At 67.3% G+C, this 19100-nt stretch carries 18 protein-coding genes and 1 pseudogene; 7 read left to right on the top strand and 12 right to left on the bottom strand.

The features are described from left to right. The first annotated feature begins 42 nt into the window (after nt 1–42). Nucleotides 43–204: a metallothionein MymT gene (mymT, locus tag ACQI5H_RS06765; RefSeq protein ID WP_139329461.1), complete on the top strand. Its 162-nt coding sequence runs from the start codon at nt 43–45 to the stop codon at nt 202–204. Nucleotides 205–249: 45 nt separating this feature from the next. Here mymT and ACQI5H_RS06770 read toward each other — a convergent pair whose 3' ends face one another. From ACQI5H_RS06770 to ACQI5H_RS06785, 4 genes are all read right to left on the bottom strand, one after another. Next, on the bottom strand, nt 250–2388 hold the full coding sequence (locus ACQI5H_RS06770; protein WP_427078632.1) for a beta-glucosidase family protein: 2139 nt from the start codon (nt 2386–2388) through the stop codon (nt 250–252). Further along, on the bottom strand, nt 2385–2891 hold the full coding sequence (locus tag ACQI5H_RS06775; protein ID WP_427078633.1) for a TIGR04338 family metallohydrolase: 507 nt from the start codon (nt 2889–2891) through the stop codon (nt 2385–2387). The genes ACQI5H_RS06770 and ACQI5H_RS06775 overlap by 4 nt, the downstream gene beginning before the upstream one ends. Next, entirely contained in the window at nt 2888–3637 is a 750-nt protein-coding gene (locus tag ACQI5H_RS06780; RefSeq protein ID WP_427078634.1) for a DUF2786 domain-containing protein, read from the bottom strand. Before ACQI5H_RS06780 ends, ACQI5H_RS06775 begins: the two co-directional genes overlap by 4 nt. A 118-nt stretch (nt 3638–3755) precedes the next feature. Further along, nucleotides 3756–4595, bottom strand: coding sequence for a lysophospholipase (locus ACQI5H_RS06785; RefSeq protein WP_427078635.1), 840 nt, complete (start codon nt 4593–4595; stop codon nt 3756–3758). Between ACQI5H_RS06785 and ACQI5H_RS06790 the strand changes: the two are divergent. Further along, nucleotides 4543–5645: pseudogene (locus ACQI5H_RS06790) on the top strand (sigma-70 family RNA polymerase sigma factor). The gene ACQI5H_RS06785 and the pseudogene ACQI5H_RS06790 overlap by 53 nt on opposite strands. A 94-nt stretch (nt 5646–5739) precedes the next feature. After that, entirely contained in the window at nt 5740–7158 is a 1419-nt protein-coding gene (locus ACQI5H_RS06795; RefSeq protein WP_427078636.1) for an alpha/beta hydrolase domain-containing protein, read from the top strand. Here the strand turns inward: ACQI5H_RS06795 and ACQI5H_RS06800 are convergent. Then, nucleotides 7150–8283 (bottom strand): dihydrodipicolinate reductase, encoded by a 1134-nt coding sequence (locus ACQI5H_RS06800; RefSeq protein WP_427078637.1) that lies wholly within the window; start codon nt 8281–8283, stop codon nt 7150–7152. The genes ACQI5H_RS06795 and ACQI5H_RS06800 overlap by 9 nt on opposite strands. Before the next feature lie 104 nt (nt 8284–8387). Here ACQI5H_RS06800 and ACQI5H_RS06805 point away from each other — a divergent pair, with 104 nt between their 5' ends. The 4 genes from ACQI5H_RS06805 (at nt 8388) to ACQI5H_RS06820 (ending at nt 12610) form a co-directional block, all read left to right on the top strand. Next, nucleotides 8388–9209, top strand: a complete 822-nt coding sequence (locus tag ACQI5H_RS06805) for a MarR family transcriptional regulator (protein WP_427078855.1) — start codon at nt 8388–8390, stop codon at nt 9207–9209. Between the two features lie 4 nt (nt 9210–9213). Beyond that, on the top strand, nt 9214–9939 hold the full coding sequence (locus ACQI5H_RS06810) for a pirin family protein (RefSeq protein ID WP_427078638.1): 726 nt from the start codon (nt 9214–9216) through the stop codon (nt 9937–9939). 36 nt (nt 9940–9975) lie between these two features. Continuing rightward, nucleotides 9976–11310 (top strand): YhgE/Pip domain-containing protein, encoded by a 1335-nt coding sequence (locus ACQI5H_RS06815; RefSeq protein WP_427078639.1) that lies wholly within the window; start codon nt 9976–9978, stop codon nt 11308–11310. Nucleotides 11311–11500: 190 nt separating this feature from the next. Further along, the gene (locus ACQI5H_RS06820) at nt 11501–12610 is read left to right on the top strand and encodes a phosphodiester glycosidase family protein (RefSeq protein WP_427078856.1); all 1110 of its coding nucleotides are present in this window, start codon (nt 11501–11503) and stop codon (nt 12608–12610) included. Here ACQI5H_RS06820 and ACQI5H_RS06825 read toward each other — a convergent pair. The 7 genes from ACQI5H_RS06825 to ACQI5H_RS06855 are packed head-to-tail and all read right to left on the bottom strand — an operon-like array spanning nt 12603 to nt 19087. Next, on the bottom strand, nt 12603–13304 hold the full coding sequence (locus tag ACQI5H_RS06825) for a YoaK family protein (protein WP_427078640.1): 702 nt from the start codon (nt 13302–13304) through the stop codon (nt 12603–12605). The genes ACQI5H_RS06820 and ACQI5H_RS06825 overlap by 8 nt on opposite strands. 25 nt (nt 13305–13329) lie before the next feature. Then, nucleotides 13330–14094 carry a mammalian cell entry protein gene (locus ACQI5H_RS06830; protein ID WP_427078641.1) on the bottom strand — a complete coding sequence of 255 codons (765 nt, stop codon included), beginning with the start codon at nt 14092–14094 and terminating at the stop codon, nt 13330–13332. Beyond that, complete coding sequence (locus ACQI5H_RS06835; RefSeq protein WP_427078642.1) at nt 14061–14615, bottom strand: mammalian cell entry protein; 555 nt, start codon at nt 14613–14615, stop codon at nt 14061–14063. Before ACQI5H_RS06835 ends, ACQI5H_RS06830 begins: the two co-directional genes overlap by 34 nt. Next, nucleotides 14612–15598, bottom strand: a complete 987-nt coding sequence (locus ACQI5H_RS06840) for an RDD family protein (protein WP_427078643.1) — start codon at nt 15596–15598, stop codon at nt 14612–14614. Before ACQI5H_RS06840 ends, ACQI5H_RS06835 begins: the two co-directional genes overlap by 4 nt. Then, nucleotides 15595–16419 (bottom strand): Mce protein, encoded by an 825-nt coding sequence (locus ACQI5H_RS06845; RefSeq protein ID WP_427078644.1) that lies wholly within the window; start codon nt 16417–16419, stop codon nt 15595–15597. Before ACQI5H_RS06845 ends, ACQI5H_RS06840 begins: the two co-directional genes overlap by 4 nt. After that, nucleotides 16389–17942: an MCE family protein gene (locus ACQI5H_RS06850; protein WP_427078645.1), complete on the bottom strand. Its 1554-nt coding sequence runs from the start codon at nt 17940–17942 to the stop codon at nt 16389–16391. Before ACQI5H_RS06850 ends, ACQI5H_RS06845 begins: the two co-directional genes overlap by 31 nt. Then, nucleotides 17936–19087, bottom strand: coding sequence for a virulence factor Mce family protein (locus ACQI5H_RS06855; RefSeq protein WP_427078646.1), 1152 nt, complete (start codon nt 19085–19087; stop codon nt 17936–17938). The genes ACQI5H_RS06850 and ACQI5H_RS06855 overlap by 7 nt, the downstream gene beginning before the upstream one ends. Nucleotides 19088–19100: the final 13 nt, after the last annotated feature.

Genomic DNA, 19100 nt, shown 5'->3' on the forward strand with positions numbered 1-19100 from the left:
GCTAAACTTGTGGTTGATCCACACCACGCGAGTCAACGACAGATAAGGGTGATTCACATGGCGAACTACGAAGCAGGAACCTTGTTGAGCTGTGGGCACGAAGGCTGCGGATGTCGCGTTCGCATCGAGGTCCCATGCCACTGCTCCGGCGCGGGTGAGGCATACCGGTGCACCTGCGGGGACGAGCTGACCCCCGTGGAGTAACGCCGGGCCCCCGGTCGTGCGTTCGGTCGTCGACGCTTGCGGCCGTTAGCGTCCGAACGTACGGCAGGCCAGCTCGACCTCCGCGGTCAGCCGTGGCGCGACCGCCGAAGCCCCCACCGCCACCGAGTAGGCACCCGCCTCGATACGCCAGGCTCCGGCGCCTCCATCGCAGGAGCCGTCGTAGGAGGCCAGCAGGCGCGGATCGGCCTCGATCCGTACCCGGCAGGTCGCGGCGGGCGCCAACTCGATGCGCTGGAATCCCAGCAATCGCAGACATGGCGCACCCGCCGCCGCGGTCAGATACAGCTGTGGGACGTCGGCCCCGGCGCGGTCCCCCGCATTGACCGCGCTGAAGGTCGCGCTGATCGTGTCGCCGCCGGTCACCACCAGGTCGTGGTACTCAAACCTGGTGTAGGACAAGCCATGACCGAACGCGAACATCGGCGTCCGTTGCGTTCTCGCGAACCAGCGGTAGCCGACATCCGCCCCTTCGACGTAGTCGATGGTGGTCGGTGTGCCCGGCGGCGCACCGAGATCGCGCAGTTCCGGGCGCGGGGTCTGGCCGAGGTCGACCGGAAAGGTGATGGGCAGCCGGCCTGACGGATTCACCCGGCCGGCCACGATTTCCGCGATCGCCTGTCCACCGGCCTGGCCCGGATACCATGCCTGCACAATGGCATTCACCGCGTCGCGCCAGGGCATGGTCACCGGGTTGCCGGTCTCCAATACCACGACGGTGTTCGGGTTCGCCTCCGCGACGGCGGCGATCACGGCGTCCTGCCCCCAGGGCAGCGACAGGTCGGCGAGGTCGAACCCCTCGCCCTCGGCGCGCATCGCGAAGACGATCGCGATGTCGGTGCGCCGCGCGGCCAGCGCCGCTTCCGCCGCGCTGATCCCGGGATCAAACTCGAACTGCGCGTTGGGGAATTGCTTTCTCAGCTCGTCCAGCGGGCTCGACGGCAGCAGGTACAGGTTGCGCAGGCCGGCCTCCAGCCCGTGGCCGCCGATCGGGATCACCTTCGCGTAGCCGCCCGGCGGGACGACGGCGCTCGACCCGTAGCCGGCGGGCACGCCAATCTGTGCGTAGCCGCCGATGACGCCGATCCGCGCCGTCGACTCGGGCGCCACCGGCAGCACCCCGCGGTTGGTCAGCAACACGATGCCCTGCCGCGCGATCTGCAACGCAATCTCGTTGTGCGCGTCCATATCCGGCTCCGGGCCGGCTTCGCGGCGGTCGATTCCGACGGCGAACATCGAGCGCAGGATCCGCCTGACCATGTCCGACAGACGCTCCTTGGGTAACCGCCCGTCGGCGTACGCGGCGCGCAGGTCGCCGGCGAACGATTCTGACTGCCACAGCAGCGCATCGATCTGGGCGCCGCACTCCTGGTCGAGGCCGGCGAGCGCGCATTCCCAGCTCGGCGTCGCGCCCCAGTCGGACATGACCCAACCGCGATAGCCCCACGCGCCCTTCAGCACATCGTTGATCAACGTGTGGTTCGCGGCGGCATAGTCGCCGTTGACCTTGTTGTAGGCCGTCATCACGGCACCGGGTTGAGAACGCTCGATGGCGATCTCGAAGGCCAGCAGGTCCGATTCGCGGTGGGCGTCGGGATCGATGACCGCGTTCAGCCAGTGTCGATTGGTCTCGTTGCAGTTCAGCGAGTAGTGCTTGGTCGTCGAGATGACACCCTGTTGCTGGATGCCGTTGATGGATTCCGCCGCCATCGCGGCGCTCAAAAGCGGGTCCTCGGAAAGGTATTCGAAGTTGCGGCCATTGCGCGGGTCGCGCGCCAGGTTGATCGCGCCCGCCAATTGCACGTTGAAACCGCGGCTGCGCGCCTCGCGGCCGATCATGTCGCCCGACGTGCGGGCGAGCGACGGGTCGAAGCTTGCGGCCAGCGCCTGCCCGGACGGCAGCGCGGTGGCGGTGTCCCCCGGGCGGTATCCGGGGTTGGTGACGCCGAGACCGGCGTCGCTCATGCGCAGCGCCGGGACACCGAGCCGGTCGATGCCGGGCACATACCCGGCGCTCATCGGCACGCCGGGCGGGATGCGCTCGTCGCGCAGGGGCCACAGTTCGCCCGCCCCCATCACCCCGACGATCAGCGAGAACCGCTCGTCGTCGGTCAGCTGCGCCTCGACCTCGCGCGCCCGGGCGTCCGGATCGTCAGATTCGCTCACCGCGCACCCTCTTTCGCGTACACGACCCGTAAGACGTGCCCGACTTCGGGACCCATCACCAGTTCGGTCAGCGTGCAGATCGTCGCGACGTACTCCGGGCCGTGCGGCGGCTGCTCCTGGCACAGATGGTGCGCCACTTCATGCAGGACGACCAGCTCGCGCAGCGCCCAGTCGGCGGTGTCACGGTCGGGGACCGCGATAACGCCTGCCCCGTCGTGGTTTTCGTAGTGTGCCGCGGTGGCCGCCCGCCGCGTCCGTACCCGCAGCGGCGACACCTCGGACCAGCGTTGGCGCACCGACGGTAACGCAAGCACCTCGTCAACATAGCGCTGCACGGACGCGACCGACCCGAAACGGGCTTCGGGCGGCAGCGTCAACTGGGTGCCGAAGAACTCGACAACAGATGATCCGTGCTCGGCGGCACGGTCGAACAACGTCCGGACGAACTCCTCAGCCGCGTAAACCTTCGAGCGCTGGGAATCGCGTGGCGAATCCTCAGTCACCGGCGCAGGGCCGAGCGCGCCCCGGGCAACTCGGGGCTGCTGCCCAGCCGTGCGCGCCGTCCGGCCCGGTCACCTGCGCGCCGCGCCTTGGACGAATACCCGGCCGAAGCGCGGCTGGCTTGCCAGGTGCCGCGCGCCTTCGACGCGCCGCGGTAGTAGTCGTGCAGCTCAAGTTCCTTGTCGCGCAAGGCAATAGCGGTGCCCGGTGCCCGGCGGCGGTCCTTCGTGGCTTCGCGCCGGGTCTCGTCGCGGGCCTCGGACAGCCGTTGACCCACCCGGGCGCCGAACGCCAGCTGGAAGTTGAGCCGGGCGGTGATCGTCGGTGTGGGCCGGTGTGCACCCGAGGCGAGGTACGTGTCCGATGCCCGCACCATCTGGACGACCAGGCTGGCGTACAGGGCGTGGGTCGCGTCGATGTCCTCGGCGAACCCGTACGCGTAGACGAACGTCGAATTGGACGCCACATCGCAGCGCACGTCGTTGGCCGCCGCGATCACGACGAACAGCTGCACATACGTCCGCAGTCCCCGACTGCCCGCCGTCCCGATGGTGATGGTCCGCTGCGTCGGGGTCGATGCGGCCGTGCGGTTGGACGAATGGGACCGCGCCACCGCCAAATCGATGGACGCCGCCGTCGCCAGGCGTTGCGCTGCGCTCATGAACGCATCGGCCTCGTGGGGGTTGTCGGTGCCCTCGGCCTGACGCAGCAGGGCGGCGATCCGCGCCAGCATCTTATCGTCAGTCACGGGCGCCGCTCCTCCTCATCGCTTCGTCCCCCTCGCCGCTGCGCGGCTGGGGGTGCCCCCACTGCATCGTCGCCGGCGGGGTCATGTCGTCAAACTAACGGACCGATCCGACACTCGCTTACAGCCGCTCGGTGATCCAGGTGACCACGTCCTCGAGGACCTGGTCACGCTCGGGCTCGTTGAAGACCTCGTGGTACAGGCCGGGATAGACCTTCAGCGTGACGTCGGTGGAGCCCACGCATTCGATCAGGCGGCGGCTGCCGGCGACGGGAATCAGCCGGTCGTCGGAGCCGTGCACCACCAGCAGCGGTGCGGTCAGCGCCGGCGCCCGTCGCGGCATCGTTTCGCCGACCTGCAGCAGCGCACGCCCGATTCCGGTGGGGACCTTGCCGTGGTACACCAGCGGGTCGGCGTTGTAGGCCGCCACCACCGCGGGGTCGCGGGAGATTGCATTGACGTCGAGATCCTGCACCGGCAGGCCGGGCGCGACGACGCCCAGGACTTTGGCGGCGATCGCCATCAGCGGGTTCACCTGCTCCTGGGCTGCCACCGCCGGACCCGACAACACCATCAGGTCGTAGTTGTCCGGGCGTTCGACGCCGTAGGCGAAGACGATCCCCCCGCCCATGCTGTGCCCGAGCACGACGCACTTGAGGCCGTGGTGTTCGCGGGTGGCGATGCCGACCAGGGCGTCGAAGTCGGCCGTGTACTCGGAGATGTCCCGCACCAGCACCCGCTTGCCGCCGGAGCGGCCGTGGCCCCGATGATCCAGCGCGTAGGTGACCAGCCCGGCGCGGCCGAAGCACTGCGCGACGTGGTCGTAGCGGCGGGCGTACTCGCCGAGACCGTGCGAGAGCACGACCACGGCGCGCGGCGCGGTGTCCGGCACCCAGACGTCGTAGACGATGCGCACGCCGCCCAGGCCGTCGAAACTTCGTTCGCTGCGGGTCGTACTCATCATGTGGCAGCGTAGTGGCCACCTCGCCGGGATGTGTCGGAGGCTCTGCGTACGCTCGAAGTCGTGACTGTGCTCGCGGAAAACCCTCAGAGCGAGCCCGGCGGGGATTTCTCGGCCCATGCCGAGCCGTACCGGCGTGAACTGCTCGCGCACTGCTATCGGATGACCGGCTCCGTGCACGACGCGGAGGACCTGGTGCAGGAGACGTTCCTGCGGGCCTGGAAGGCCTACGACCGCTTCGAGGGCAAGTCGTCGATACGAACCTGGCTGCACCGCATCGCTACGAACACCTGCCTGACCGCGCTGGAGGGCCGGCAGCGGCGGCCGTTGCCGACCGGGCTCGGGAGCCCCAGCTCGGACCCGGCGACGGAGCTGGTGGAGCGCCGCGAGGTGCCCTGGCTGGAGCCGCTGCCGGACCTGACGGACGAACCCGCCGACCCTTCGGTCATCGTCGAGTCCCGGGAATCGGTGCGGTTGGCGTTCGTCGCTGCGCTGCAGCACCTCTCGCCCCGGCAGCGGGCGGTGCTGCTGATGCGCGACGTGCTGCAGTGGAAATCCGCCGAAGTGGCCGACGCGATCGGTACCACCACGATCGCCGTCAACAGCCTGCTGCAGCGGGCCCGCTCGCAGATGGAGGCGGTCGGTCCCAGCTCCGGTGACCGGTTGGACGCGCCGGAATCGCCGGAGGCGCAGGACCTGCTGGCCCGCTACATCGCGGCCTTCGAGGCCTACGACATCGATCGGTTGGTGGACCTGTTCACCGCCGAGGCGGTCTGGGAAATGCCGCCGTACACCGGCTGGTACCAAGGCCCGCGCGACATCATCACCCTCATTCACCAGCAGTGCCCCGCGGAATCCGCCGGCGACATGCGCATGATCGGTTTGACCGCCAACGGCCAGCCCGCCGCGGCGATGTACATGCGCGACGGCGATGTGCACTTGCCCTTTCAGCTGCACGTGCTCGATGTGCGCGACGACCGGGTCGCGCACGTGGTGGCCTTCCTCGACGAGGCGTTGTTCGCGAAGTTCGGATTGCCCGCCTCGCTCTGAGGCTCCGCCCCTCGACCGTGACGCTACAGTCACATTCGAAGCCCAGCGTGACTGCAGCGTCACGTTCGGCGCCGACGTCGGGAGGGTATGGCACATGACGGATTCCCCGCAGGCGATACCGGTAGCCGGTCAGCCGCTGCTGCTGCTGGGCGCCTTCGACATTGGCGCCGTGGGCTATGCGGCCGAGGAGTTCTTCCTCTCCGGAACGGCCAGGTCCTACGCCCCCGAAGCGGAGCTGAGTCCCGACGGCCGGTGGAGCGTAACCCCTTCCGGCACTGCCGATTACACCACCCGTGCCGTCGTCTTGACGCCGACGGACCCGGCGCGGTTCAACGGGACGGTGCTCGTCGAATGGCTCAACGTGAGTGGCGGCATCGACGCGCCGGCCGTGTGGATGATGGCGCATCGCGAGATACTTCGCTCGGGCTACGCCTACGTCGCGGTCTCGGCCCAGCGGGTGGGGGTTGACGGCGGCGAGAGCCTGCTCGGCTTCGACATGTCGCTGAAGACCCAGGACGCGACGCGGTACGCACCCCTGAGCCACCCGGGCGACGCGTTCGCCTACGACATCTTTTCCCAAACCGGCGAATTCGCCAGGGACGTGTTGCCCGGGGTGCAACATGTCGTCGCGGTGGGCGAGTCCCAATCCGCGATGTTCCTCACGACCTACGTCAACGCCGTCGATCCCCTCGCCCGAACCTACGACGGCTTCCTGGTGCATTCCCGATTCGGCTCTGCCGCACCGCTTGACGGCATTTCCATCTTCGACGAATCGCAGACCGGCGTGCCGGATGCGGTGCGGTTCCGTCCGGACCTGCGCGTCCCGCTCGTCACGATCATCACCGAGACCGACCTCTTGGGCCCGGTGCGGTACGGCTACTACTTCGCCCGGCAACCCGACAACGAATGGCTGCGGGTGTGGGAGATCCCGGGGGCCGCTCACGCCGACAACTACACGATCCAGGTGGCGCCGATCGACAGCGGCTCGGCGCCGCTCGACGACATCGTGGCGGCCTACGCGCCCACCAACGTGCTGATGGGTCAGCAACTCGGGCACTGCATCAACTTTGCGCCGCAACACCACTACGTGGTGCAGGCCGCGCTCGCGGCGCTGAACACATGGGTCCGCACCGGCGAGCCGGCACCCACCGCCCCACCCATCGCCGTGCGGGAAACCGACCAGCCCCAACCGATTCTGGACGCCAACGGCCTGGCCCGCGACGGCATCAGGACCCCCTGGGTGGACGTGCCGATCGCGCGAACCTCCGGCATGGGCGTCTCAGGCGCCTCGGAACTCGACCCCGCAAGCATCATGACGGCGATCTTCGGTTCGGGTGAACGTTTCGACGACGCCACCCTGCGCCGGCTCTACCCGGGCGGGGCGGGGGAATACCTCGAACGGTTCACCGCCGCACTGGATTCGGCGATCCGATCCGGGTTCATCCTGCCGGCGGATCGCGCCGAGATTCTCGAGCTCGCCGACGCGACGTACCCGCGCGGCCGCTCAGAATAGGCGGCTGTCCGGCGGCGGGCCCTCCACCGGGCGCACCAGCCCGGCCCCGGTGATCAACGGCAGGTCCAGCGCCGACAGCAGCCCGGGCGCGGCGGCGCAAACCGCGGGGATCGCGTTGACCATGCGCGAGGCGCCCGCGATGCGCGCGCCCAAGTCGTGGTCGTGGTCCTCGGCCATCTCGAATTCGCACCGCATGCTCGGCGAACCCTCGATCTCGACGCGGTAAAGCCCACGCCCGGAAGCTAATCCGTAGCCGAGCTCCTTGGGCTCGATGGTGATGTTGGGTTGCGGCCAGTCCGGTGCGATGTCGTCGCGCATCCGGGTGACGTGGTCGATGACGAATGTCGGCTGGTCGCCGACGTAACCGGTCAGCGTCGAGCGCATCGCCGCGATGGTGCCGGCCGCGATGTGCCCGGTGGGCGTGTCGAAGGGCTCGGTGGCCGGCAGGCGTTCGTTGCTCTCCTCGATGTTGTCGATCTTGACGCCCAGCCCCGACGCGAGCTGGTGCAGCACCGGGCCCCAGCCGAAGGTGAACACCCCGGGCGTGGCCGCGAACGCGGCGAATTCGGGCGGCTTGCCGAAGCCTAGGATCTCGTACACCGCGGACTTGTCGGGATAGGTGGCGTAGTTGAACATCTCCGTCACCCGTACCGACTCGATGACCCGGGATACGCCCGTAAGGACCAGCGGTAGAACGTCATTGGCGAATCCCGAGTCGATGCCGGTGGTGAAGAACGACGCGCCGCCCTCCAGCGCGGCCTGCCGCAGCGGCTCGGTGAAGGCGGCATCGACAGCGTCGGGGAACACCAGCGGCACCACCGAACACGACACCACGTTCTTGCCGGCCCGCAGGATGGACACCATGTCCTCGACGGCCTCCAGCGGCCGCAGGTTGGCGCCGGCCGCATACACCACCACGTCGGCGTTCCCGGCCAGCATCGGCGACGGGTCCCGGGTGGCCACCACCCCGACCGGTGCGATGCCGCAGAGTTCGCCCGCGTCGCGGCCCGCCTTGGCGGCGCTGTGCACGACGACATCGACCAGTTCGAGCGCGGGGTGGTCGATGACGCCGCGCAGGGCGATCACGCCCATCGAGCCCGGGCCCCAGACGCCTACCTTGAACACGAGTGGTCTCCTAATATTAGGATAGCTACAGTTACATTTGGGACAAATGTAGGGAGGTCCGCGTGGCCGCGTCAACCGTCAAATCGCCGCCGACCGGCCGGGTGATGGATGTGCTTGCCACGCTTGCGGATTCACCCGAGGGGCGGACGTCGGCCGAGCTGGCGAAGAGCTGCGGAATCAGCACCTCGACCTGTGCCCTCGTCTTGGCGGAGCTGGAGCGGGGCGCCTGGGTGGCACGGCGCGAGGACCGCCGCTTCTTTTTGGGCAGCGGCTTGTTCGCGCTGGTCCACGGTCTGCGGGCGCAGTTCCCGCTGCTGGACCGCGGGCGCGAGGCGCTGTCCTTCCTGCACGCCAGCCTGGGCGTCGGCTGCTCGATGTCGAAGATCGGCGAGAAGCACCTGACCACCGTCGACGCCGTCGGGCATGCCACCGACGGCGGGCGGGCCGTCGGTCAGCGCTTCCCCATCGATCCCCCGTTCGGACTTGTCGCGATGGCGTGGCGCGACGACGATTCCGTGCGGGCCTGGCTGCATCGGGTGACGCCACGGCTGACCCGCGCCGAGATCGCCGACCATCAGCGGGTGCTGGACGACATCCGGGCCCGCGGCTACGGCGCGTGGCGCTTCGACGACACCCACCGATCGCTGCATGACCGGCTGGCCGCGGCGCTGGGGTCGCTGGAGCCGACGGCACAGGTGGCCCGGCAGTTGACCACGCTCATGACGATGGTGACGCTGCAGTCGGTCACCGATGCTCTCGAAACCGAGTTGGCCGCAACGGAATTCGTTGTGCTGCCGATTTTCGGCCCGGACGGCCAGCCGGAGTACCAGATCGAGGTCCACCTGGGCCGCTCGGCCGGGCTGTCGCTGCCCGAGCTGGACGACGCGCTGCGGCACGCGCAAGGGCTGCTCTCCCCACTAGGCTGAGGACATGCCCGCCAACTCCGAGATTCGGCGTGCGGCCGATCGGGCCGTCACCACAACGTCGTGGCTGAGGTCCAGGCATTCGTTCTCGTTCGGTGACCACTATGACCCCGACAACACACACCACGGGCTGCTCTTGGTGAACAACGACGACATCGTGGAGCCCGGCAGCGGATTCGACACCCACCCGCACCGCGACATGGAGATCGTGACGTGGGTGCTGCAAGGTGAACTGACACACCAGGATTCGGCCGGCAACCGCGGGGTGATCTATCCCGGCCTGGCCCAACGCATGTCGGCCGGCAGTGGAATCCTGCATTCGGAAAAGAACGAGTCATCAACGGACCCCGTGCATTTCGTGCAGATGTGGGTGATCCCCGACGAGACCGGCATCTCCCCCGGCTACCAGCAGCACGAGGTGGACCCCGGCCTGTTGGACGCCGGGCTTGTGACCATCGCCTCAGGCATACCCGGTCGTGAGGCGGCCATCACGCTGCACAACCGCAACGCCGCGCTGCATTGCGCGCGCCTGCGACCCGGCCACTCGGTGAACCTTCCGCGGGCCCCCTACCTGCATCTCTTCGTGCCGCGCGGGCGGGCCAGCGTGGAGGGGATCGGAGAGCTTGAAGCGGGCGACGCGATCCGGTTCACCGACGCCGACAGCCGGCGGCTGACCGCGGGCGAGCCGACGGAACTGCTCATTTGGGAGATGCATGCCGGTCTGGGCGGTTGAGACGACATAGAGTGGGCACGACAGACAGGAGCCCGCATGTCTCAATCGCAGCCGCGGCACGCGGCGCCGAACCCCAAGCGAAACATAAAAGCGCTACGGACCGTGCGGTTCTGGGCGTTGCCGATCGTCGTCACGCTGGCCCTCATGTCGGCGCTGTGCGCCCTGTATTTGGGCGGGATACTCAATCCGACGACCAACCTGCGGCATTTCCCCATCGCCGTGGTGAACGAGGACGCCGGGCCGGCGGGCAAGCAGATCGTCGACGGTCTGGTCGCCGGATTGGACAAGGACAAGTTCGACATCCGGGTGGTCACCCACGACGAGGCCCAGCGCATGCTGGACCGGGCCCAGGTGTACGGCGAGGCGGTGATACCGCCGACGTTCTCGTCGAGGCTGCGGGACTACGGGACGAGCGCGGTCACGACCGGCCGCTCCGAGCGGCCGGTGATCTCGATATCGACGAACCCGCGGGCGGGCACGCTGGGCTCCAGCATCGCCGGGCAGACCCTGACCCAGGCGATGGGCGTGGTCAACAGCAAAGTGGGCCAACGACTTTCCGCCGACGTCGCTGCCCAAACGGGCGGCGCGCCGATGGCGGGCGCGGCGGTGGTGGGGCTTGCCAGTCCGATCGACATCAAGTCCGGCGTGTACAACCCACTACCGAACGGAACCGGCAACGGGCTCTCGGCTTTCTACTACGCGCTGTTGCTGCTGCTCGCAGGATTCACCGGCAGCATTGTCGTCAGCACGCTGGTGGACTCGCTGCTCGGCTACGTGCCGGCCGAATGGGGCCCGGTGTACCGATTTGCCGAGCAGGCCAACATCTCTCGGTTCCGCACGCTGTTGGTCAAGTGGGGAATCATGGCGATCCTGGCCCTGCTCACCTCGGCGGTCTACCTGGCGATCGCGCACGGCCTCGGGATGCCGATCCCGCTCGGCTGGCAGCTATGGCTGTACGGGGTGTTCGCGATCACCGCCGTGGGCGTCACGTCCAGTTCCCTGATTGCCGTGCTGGGCTCGATGGGCCTGCTGTTTTCCATGTTGATCTTCGTGATCCTCGGGTTGCCGTCGGCGGGCGCCACCGTCCCGCTGGAGGCGGTGCCATCGTTCTTCCGTTGGTTGGCCGAATTCGAGCCGATGCACCAGGTGTTCCTCGGCGTGCGGTCGCTGGTGTACCTGGGTGGCCACGGGGATGCCGGTTTGTCGCAGGCGTTGCTGATGACCTCCATCGGTCTGGTCATCGGGTTGTTGGTCGGCGGCATCATCACGCATCTGTACGACCGCAAGGGCTTTCACCGGATCCCCGGGGCCGTCGAGCTCGCGATAGCCGCCGAACATCAAGCCCAGCATCAGGCGCGCACAAGCAAGTAGGGGGCGCGCGCCACCGAGCCGCAGCCCGAGCCCGAGGCCGGCGAGGAGCAAGAGGCCGCACCCGCCGACGAACAGCAGCCCGCGCACGAAAGCCCAAGCGAGCAAACGTAATTCCAGCGCGCCCGAAGCGTCACACGTTCGTTATTTAAGTTGACAGTGAGGCCTGTGTGACTGATGCTGTCAATGTTGCATACTCACCCGGGCCGAAAGGGCTACCGTGCTGACCCGCCCCCCAGGTTGGCGCCGACTGGCCGCCTGCTGCACCGCCGTGCTCGCGTGCGTGACGCTGGCGAGCACCACGGGCCAGCCCGTCGCGCGCGCCGCGGACGGCCGGGAGATGCTGGCCAGCGCCATCAGCACCACCCAGGGCTCATACCTGGTGTACAACTTCGGCCCCGGTCACCCCACGCCGATGCTCAACGCCGGCGGTGGCTGGTATGAGATGAACAACGGCGGCCACCTGATGATCATCAAGAACGCGGCGGGACGGCTTGCCCCGCACCTGTTGGTGGACAGCCACCAAGGTGACCAGTCGCGCTGCGAAAGCAACCCCGCGGCCCGCACCTCCGAGGGACTCTGGCAGGCCTCGGAGACATACCCGCCGCTGCAGGCGTGGCAGCGGATGGGGCAACCGACGATCGCGATCAACGCCAACTTCTTCGACGTGCGCCCGCAGAAGGGCGGCTCCTGGCGACAGACCGGCTGCAGTTCGCCGCTGGGCGCGTTCGTGGACAACACCAACGGCCAGGGCCGCGCCAACCAGGCGGTCACCGGCACCGTCGCCTACCCCGGCAAGCAAGGCCTTTCGGGCGGCGGCGAGAGCTGGAGCGCGCTGACGACGATGATCCTGCCGTCGGGTGCGGCGCCTTATGTGGTGTGGCCGAAGGGCAAGAACGACTACGACTCGGCCACTCCGGTGATCCAGGACCTGCTCAACAAGAACGCGAGGTTCGTCGCGGTGTCCGGCATCGGCCTGCTGGCGCCGGGCAACACCGGGCAGCTCCATGACGGCGGTCCCAGCGCGGCGCGTACGGCCCTGGCCTACGCGAAGCAAAAGGACGAGATGTACATCTTCGAAGGCGGCAGCTACACACCGGACAACATCCAGGACCTGTTCCGCGGCCTCGGTAGCGACACGGCCGTCCTGCTCGACGGCGGTGGGTCGTCGGCCATTGTGCTGCGCCGCGAAACCGGTGGCATGTGGGCGGGCGCCGGGTCACCGCGGGGCTCGTGCGACACCCGACAGGTGCTGTGCGACTCGCACGAGCGCGGGCTGCCGAGCTGGCTGGCATTCAACTAGCTTCGGCCGCAGCGGTTTTGGCGGCATTCGGCCCGAATCGGAAGATCAGCAGGCTTGCCGCCACCACGGCGGCGGTAACGCCGAACACCGGAGCGACGACGAACCGGGACATCGTCGCGCCGGCAAAAGCGCCAGCACACATCGTGAAAACGACGCTGAAACGCAGCTTTTCGCGGGCGCCGGTGCCACCGGCCAGACGGCTGTCCAGGCCGAGGCTGACGATCGTCGAGGTCAACACCGTGGTGGAGAGTTCTTGGATCCCGAACTGGCGGGCACTCGAGTGCTGCAGGCCGAACGTCACCGCGAGCGCGCCGATCAGGATCAGTTTGGTGTTGTCGTGATAGCGCAGCACTCCCGTGCCGCCCATGATCGATAGCGCGACCAACAACACGATCTCCGCCGCCAGCACCGTAGTGATCCACGACCGCGCCCGCTCACCGAAGTACCGTGCCAACCGGCCACTGAGGATGGTGGTGCAGACGAAGGTCGGCAGCGCCACCACGACCGCGGTCAGGTCGATGCTGGTTTTCGGGGCGAGCCAGAAACCGAGGAAGATCACGTTTCCGGTCATGTTCGCGACGAACACGTGGCCGAGCACCAGGATGCTGATCGAGTCGGCCAGCCCGGTGGCGAAGGTCAGCAGCAGCAACGCCGCAACGGTCGATCGCTCCGATACCGGCGACGTAACGGCCATGGGATGCAGGGTCTTTCGGCCCGCGCTACGGCCGGGGCGTCAGATCCAGTGAGGTGATGGTCGTCATCCTGGTCACCAGCCAGCGCCCGTTCGTGCGCTTCATGAACAGCCGGTATGACAGGTACTTCAACGCCGGAATGTTCTTGGTCAGCGGGCTTGTGGACGTGGTGTTGGTGTAGACGATGACGACGGCGTTCGGGTCATCCAGCGATTCCACCGCCGCGCCGGTGACCTGGGTGCTGTTGGTTACTTTCGCCTGTTTGTTGGGCGCCACGATCGAGTCGACGAATTTGCGGTACTGCGCTTCGAAGTCGCCGCTGAGGTACGTCGCGGCGCGATCGGCCAGCCCGTCCATGTTCTCCGGGGTGTAGGTCCACAGCGTCGTGATCGCGTTGGCCGCGGTCCGCGCAACCTTGAGTTTGGTTGCGGCGGTGGCACGGTCGGTCAGGTAGGGCTGCAGGGTCGATCCCGCAAACGCCGCGGAACCGACGAAGAGCGCCGCCGCCACCGCGACGGCGATGGCCCTGCCATTCCCGCCGAGTCGCTTGAAGCGGAATCGCTTGGGCTTGGTCGTCGCTGCGGTCTCGTCCGTCTCGTCGGCCTCGTCGGCCTCGCTGGCCTCCTCGTCCGAGGTCGCTTCGGTTGCCGCAGAGGCGGTTTCGTCCTGCTCGGCGGAGTCGTCGCTCTGGGCTTCCTTGGTTACCTTGGCCACCTTGGCTTCTGGAGTTTCCGAAGTTTCCGAGGCCGCGTCGTCGGTCAGATCACCTGCAGCAGGTTGCTGATCTTCCACTGCTTCCCTTCCTGCGTTGCGGTTACCGTCCACCGATTCGTGTTCTCGATGACCTGTTTCTCATCCGGCGATTTGGAGGTGACCGCGGTCGCCACCATCACGGTGACGGTGCCGTCGTCGTTCCACCGTTCGACGCCGGTGCCCAGGACGGTGCCCGTGGCCGGTTCGGCGCGCGCGACCTGGAGCAGGATCTCGTTCGCCTTGTCCGTGTACTGCTTGGCGAACTCACCCGTCGCCTGGGCCAATATCCGGTCTACGTAGTTGTTGGCGTGAAAAGGGTCGATGGAGGTGAACTCCGTCATGAAGCCCGTCACGTAGTTGAGCACCTGGCGGTCTTTCGAAGCCTGGTGTTCGGCGGACTGATGAGCGATCAGCATCAAGGAGGAGACGGTGACCGCCGCCGCCATGACGAGCGCGGCAACGGCGATCATGAGCGGGTACGCCCACGGTCGGTATGACGCCGGCGGGCGCGCGACGAGCAGGGAGTCCTCGCCCGGCGCAAACTTGCGGCGCGGGCTCATTTTCCTTTCCCGGGGGGTTTCGGTTTGGTCAGGACGGTGAGGTCGTCGACGAGCCAGCGGTCGTTGCCGCCTTTGGCGAAAGTCACGCGCACGGTCGCGCTGATGTAGTGTTGCTCGGGCCCCACGCCGCGCCGCCCCTGCATGAACAACAGCATCGTCGCTCGGTCCGGCGTCGCCGATTCGATGGAGCCGTCGGTCACCCAGTATTCGTTGATGACCGGGTTGCCTCTTTGGACGACGTCCTGCTGTTCGGCCAGCTTGTGTCGATATTTGTCGGTCGCCAACGATTGGGCGCGGGAAAAGTCGTCGTGCAACGACTTCGGGTCGTACGTCAGCATCTGTGCGACGATCTTCGGACCCTGCACCTGAATCTGGGCCCTGGTTTGTTCGCTTCCCCGATCGTGGGAGTACACCACCAGATAGCTCACGCCGACGCCCGCGAGGCACACCGCCGCCGCGGTGATGACCGCGACCGCGCTCCAGCGCCGCATGTTCGGCGGCCGCCGATCCGGTTCGACCCAACGGACCTCGGTGCGCAGCAGCATGTCGGCGAAGGTGCAGCCGCGTGAATCCCAAAGCGGCCATAGCCATCCCACCACCGACACGGTGTCGAGGAGATGAGCCAGGTCCCGCAGCAGCAGCCCCCACACCCCGATGGGCTCGCCGTCGCGGTGTAGCACCGTGATGCCATACAGCGCACGCCCCAGGCTCCAGCCGACGATGCTCGGCAACACCAGCCGGTTGACCAACGTCAGCAGGATGGCCAGCCCACCGACGGAGACGCACACCCACCACCAGACCGGGTGCCGAGACACGGTGAGGGCGGCCAACGCCATCGTCGCCACCACGGCGGCGCCCGGAAGCACGTCGAGGGCGAACGCACCCACCCGGATGTGCCAGGGCGCCAATGCATTCCGCGGTGACTTCGGAACTTCCGCCTTGGTCTGGGTCTTAGCCTGAGTCTCCTCGACCACCACCGTCACTTCGTCACCTGGTCGAGCTTGGCGATCTTGTACTGCCCCTCCGCGGTCGCCATCGTCACCCGCAGCCGATACCCGGTCTCGTTCTCCGACTTGTCGCTGGCGACCTTGACGCGCATCGCGACGAGTACGTCGATGGAACCGTCTTTGTTGTTGCGCTCCACCGCCGCGCGCACATCGGCCACCTGGACGTGGATGTTCGAAGCCTGGTACGCCTGAACGAGCATGCTGGTGTACAGCAGGGCCTGGGCGCGGAAAGCGTCTGTGCCACAGTCGATGATCTTCTGTTCGCTCGCGACCATCGCGTTGGTGTCCGGCGCCTGGGTCGCCGAAACACACTCGATCGCCGCTTTGAGCGCCGCGGCGTTGTTGCGCGCGATCGCCTGGCTGTCGTGGTGGTAGCGCAGCGCAAGGTAGCCGCCGGCCCCGATGCCCCCGGCGGCCAGGACCAGCGCCGCCGCGATACCGGCCACCCAGCCGCGACCCAGCCGCGACGGGCGGCGCTCGACGGCGGTATCCCCGACGTCGACGGCAGAATCCTCGGATTCCTCCGAATCCTCGGCAGTCGCCTCAGCGCTGAGCTGCTCCGCGTCGCCCTCGGGCTCCGCCTCGGCCATCACCTCGGCGCTGGCTTCGTCAGCCTCGGATTCCGACGCGTCCTCGGCCGTCACCTCGGTCAGGGTTTCGTCGGTGCTGGTCGGGTCGGCCTCGACCTCGGATTCCTGACGGTTCTTCCGCCCTGGCCTTAGGGAGAGCCTGCGCAGACGACGAGCAATCGGCATCGGTGGGGGGTTCAGCCGGCCGGCGCCAGCATCTCCTTCCATCCGTCGTCTCCTGTTTTAGTCGAGTTTTCGACGGACCATTTAACTCCGTCGGGCCCTATCAGCTGACCGCTCTGCGGACTGTATACCGCCGACGGGGGCCCCCCGCCCGGAGTGTAGACACACGGGTTGGGCTGCTGTCCGTTGCACGTCACGGTACCCGATCCCGGCCGCGACAACGGGTCGCTGGTCGGCGGGGGCGTCCCGGCGACCCGGTCCGAGGGCGCCGGGTTCATTCCGTTGTTGACCGACGGTGCCGGGATCACCATGCCCGGCCGCACCGACTGGTCACAGCGCGCGGCGGGTGCGGGGCAGGTCAGGATCTGGTTCGGGTCTCCGTACCAGGGGTTGGTTCCGGCCGGAACGTACGGCCTGGGGTCGCGGCATTCCCGTGGCGTGGCGGCCCGCTTGCCGGGGATATCGACACACGGGATGTTGCGCGATCCACGCACGCTGTTGGCCGGCGTGTCCATCGGGATCTTGCAGTAGGTACCCGACGGCAGCGGCACCATGCTGGTGTCGGCCGGGGACCGCCATTCCGATGCCGGGACGAAGCCCGTCAGGCAGGGGGGCGGCCAGTTGATCGACAGCCCTAGGTCGAGCGCGGCCTGGTTCGGGAACGGCGCGCCCACCGTCTGCGCGATCGACGCACCCTGCGGCAGGAACACCAGCACCTGTTCCAGACCGTTGTGGTAGCGCTTGAGCAGGTCGAACACCACCTCGAGGTTCGCCAGCGTCTGCGGTAGCGATTCCCGGACGTCGTTGAACACGTCGTTGACCTGATCGGCGGTCGGCGCCGCTTGGGACAGAATGCTTCTCACATGCTGGTCGTTCGCCGCCGACTGCGCGGCCAACGTGTTCAGGTTGCGTGCCCAACGCTCGATCGCGTCATTCGAATTGACCTGGCTGTCGAGGATCGGCCCGGAGTTCTGGATGATGTCGTTGACGTTGGTGATGTTGGTCCTGAAGTCGCCGACGATCGCCTGCGTGGAGTCGACCAGCCGTTGCAGGGCGGGCCCCAGCCCGCCGACCGATTCCGCCGTCTCGTCGAGCAGCTGGCCGATCTTGTCCTTCGGCAACACCGCAAGTCCACGGTTCGCCGTGTCCAGCGCCGGCCCGATCTCGGAGGGCACCGTGCCCTTGGCGATGGTCTGTCCGTCCGAAAGGAACTTGCCGGGGTTCCCTGGCGACACCAGGTCCAGATACTGCTCACCGACCGCCGACACCGAGTGCACGTTGGCGATCGCGTCGATCGGGACCTTGTAGCGGCTGTCGATACTCAGCGTCGCTTCGGCGCCGCGTTCGGTGGGCTCGACGTCGGTGACCTTGCCGATGGTGATGCCGCGATAGGTCACGTTTCCCGTTGGATACAGCCCGCCCGAAGCCGGCAGCTCGGCCTTGAGCGTGTATCGGCCGACTCCCATCAGGCTCGGAATCTGCAGGTAATAGATGCCCAACACACCTAGCGAGATCACCGTCAGGATCCCGAACAGAATGAGCTGGCGTCGAACGAAGGGAGTCAGCATTGTCCTCGCTCCGCCCTTTCCACCAGCGGTCCGCCGGGCGCGTCATTCGGGTTCGGCGTGTAGCGGACGTCGGGGATCATCGTCTCGGGATCGCGCCCGAACGACTGCTCGAGTGCGCGCAGAGCTCCCGACAACCCGGTACCGGTGAGGAACGCGTTGTCGATGGCGCTGTAGGTCAAGTCGAGGGTCAGCGACACGTTCATGTAGTCACCGCGGACCACCTTCGGAACGCTGTCGATGTCGAACGGCTGCGTGAGGATCAACTTCAGCGCGCCGATCAGCATCGGTGACGCACGGCCGAGTTCCCGCAACGGGCACTGCAGCGATTGCAAATCCTGGTGCAGGGGTCCGCGCGCCTCGGACAGGTACTGGTCGGCGGCCTGGCTGAGCCGTCCCACCGAGTCGACGGCGTTGATCAACAGCTGCTTGGTGTCGGCGAAATGCTTGATCAGCGGCGGGATGTCGGTCAGCACTCGATCGAGGACATCCGCGCGGGCCCCCACGTAGACCAATAGCCGGTTGGTGGAGTCAATCGCGTGGGTGATGTCGTCGCGCTGTTGATTGAGCTGGTTGGTGAAGGTATCCAGCTTGCCGAGGAAGGCCCGGATCTGCTCGCCACGGCCATTGAATATGTTGAAGACCTCGTTCTGCAGCACCTCGAGGTTCGGAATGCCGCCACCGCGCAGGATCAACGACAGGCTGGCCAACGTCTCCTCGGTGGTGGGAAACGCGGACGAATTCTTCAGCGGAATCGTGTCGCCGGGTTTCAGCTGCTCCGGCGACGGGTTCGGCGGTGCGGCCAGTTCCACGTGCTGAGAACCCAGCAACGAAGTCTGGCCGATCTTGGCGGTGGCGTTCTTCGGCAGCTTGACGCTCTTGTCCAGACCCAACGTCAGGGTGGCCACCCAGTTCTTCAGCTTGATTTCTTTGATCGAGCCCACAAGGACGTCGGCCACCATGACCTTGCTGTTGTTGTTGATGGCCAACGTGTCCGGCATCTGCACATAGATCGTGTAAGAACCCGACCCGCTACCGGGACCGCCCGGAATCGCCACATTGGAGATGCCACGCCAGCCGCACGAGCTCAGCACCAGCGCGGCCACCAGCAGCACCAGGCCCTGCCACGCGCGGCGGCGGATCAGCATCGTTGCGCGCCTG

The organism is Mycobacterium heidelbergense (genome assembly GCF_050205645.1).
Lineage (GTDB): Bacteria > Actinomycetota > Actinomycetes > Mycobacteriales > Mycobacteriaceae > Mycobacterium > Mycobacterium heidelbergense_A.

Bases quoted from the DNA above. Each gene is read 5' to 3' on its own strand.
- ACQI5H_RS06785 (WP_427078635.1), bottom strand. From the start codon at position 4,595: ATGAGTACGACCCGCAGCGAACGAAGTTTCGACGGCCTGGGCGGCGTG.
- ACQI5H_RS06810 (WP_427078638.1), top strand. From the start codon at position 9,214: ATGCCCGCCAACTCCGAGATTCGGCGTGCGGCCGATCGGGCCGTCACC.
- ACQI5H_RS06850 (WP_427078645.1), bottom strand. From the start codon at position 17,942: ATGCTGACTCCCTTCGTTCGACGCCAGCTCATTCTGTTCGGGATCCTG.
- ACQI5H_RS06815 (WP_427078639.1), top strand. From the start codon at position 9,976: ATGTCTCAATCGCAGCCGCGGCACGCGGCGCCGAACCCCAAGCGAAAC.
- ACQI5H_RS06795 (WP_427078636.1), top strand. From the start codon at position 5,740: ATGACGGATTCCCCGCAGGCGATACCGGTAGCCGGTCAGCCGCTGCTG.
- ACQI5H_RS06845 (WP_427078644.1), bottom strand. From the start codon at position 16,419: ATGGAAGGAGATGCTGGCGCCGGCCGGCTGAACCCCCCACCGATGCCG.
- ACQI5H_RS06825 (WP_427078640.1), bottom strand. From the start codon at position 13,304: ATGGCCGTTACGTCGCCGGTATCGGAGCGATCGACCGTTGCGGCGTTG.
- ACQI5H_RS06805 (WP_427078855.1), top strand. From the start codon at position 8,388: ATGGATGTGCTTGCCACGCTTGCGGATTCACCCGAGGGGCGGACGTCG.
- ACQI5H_RS06855 (WP_427078646.1), bottom strand. From the start codon at position 19,087: ATGCTGATCCGCCGCCGCGCGTGGCAGGGCCTGGTGCTGCTGGTGGCC.
- ACQI5H_RS06835 (WP_427078642.1), bottom strand. From the start codon at position 14,615: ATGAGCCCGCGCCGCAAGTTTGCGCCGGGCGAGGACTCCCTGCTCGTC.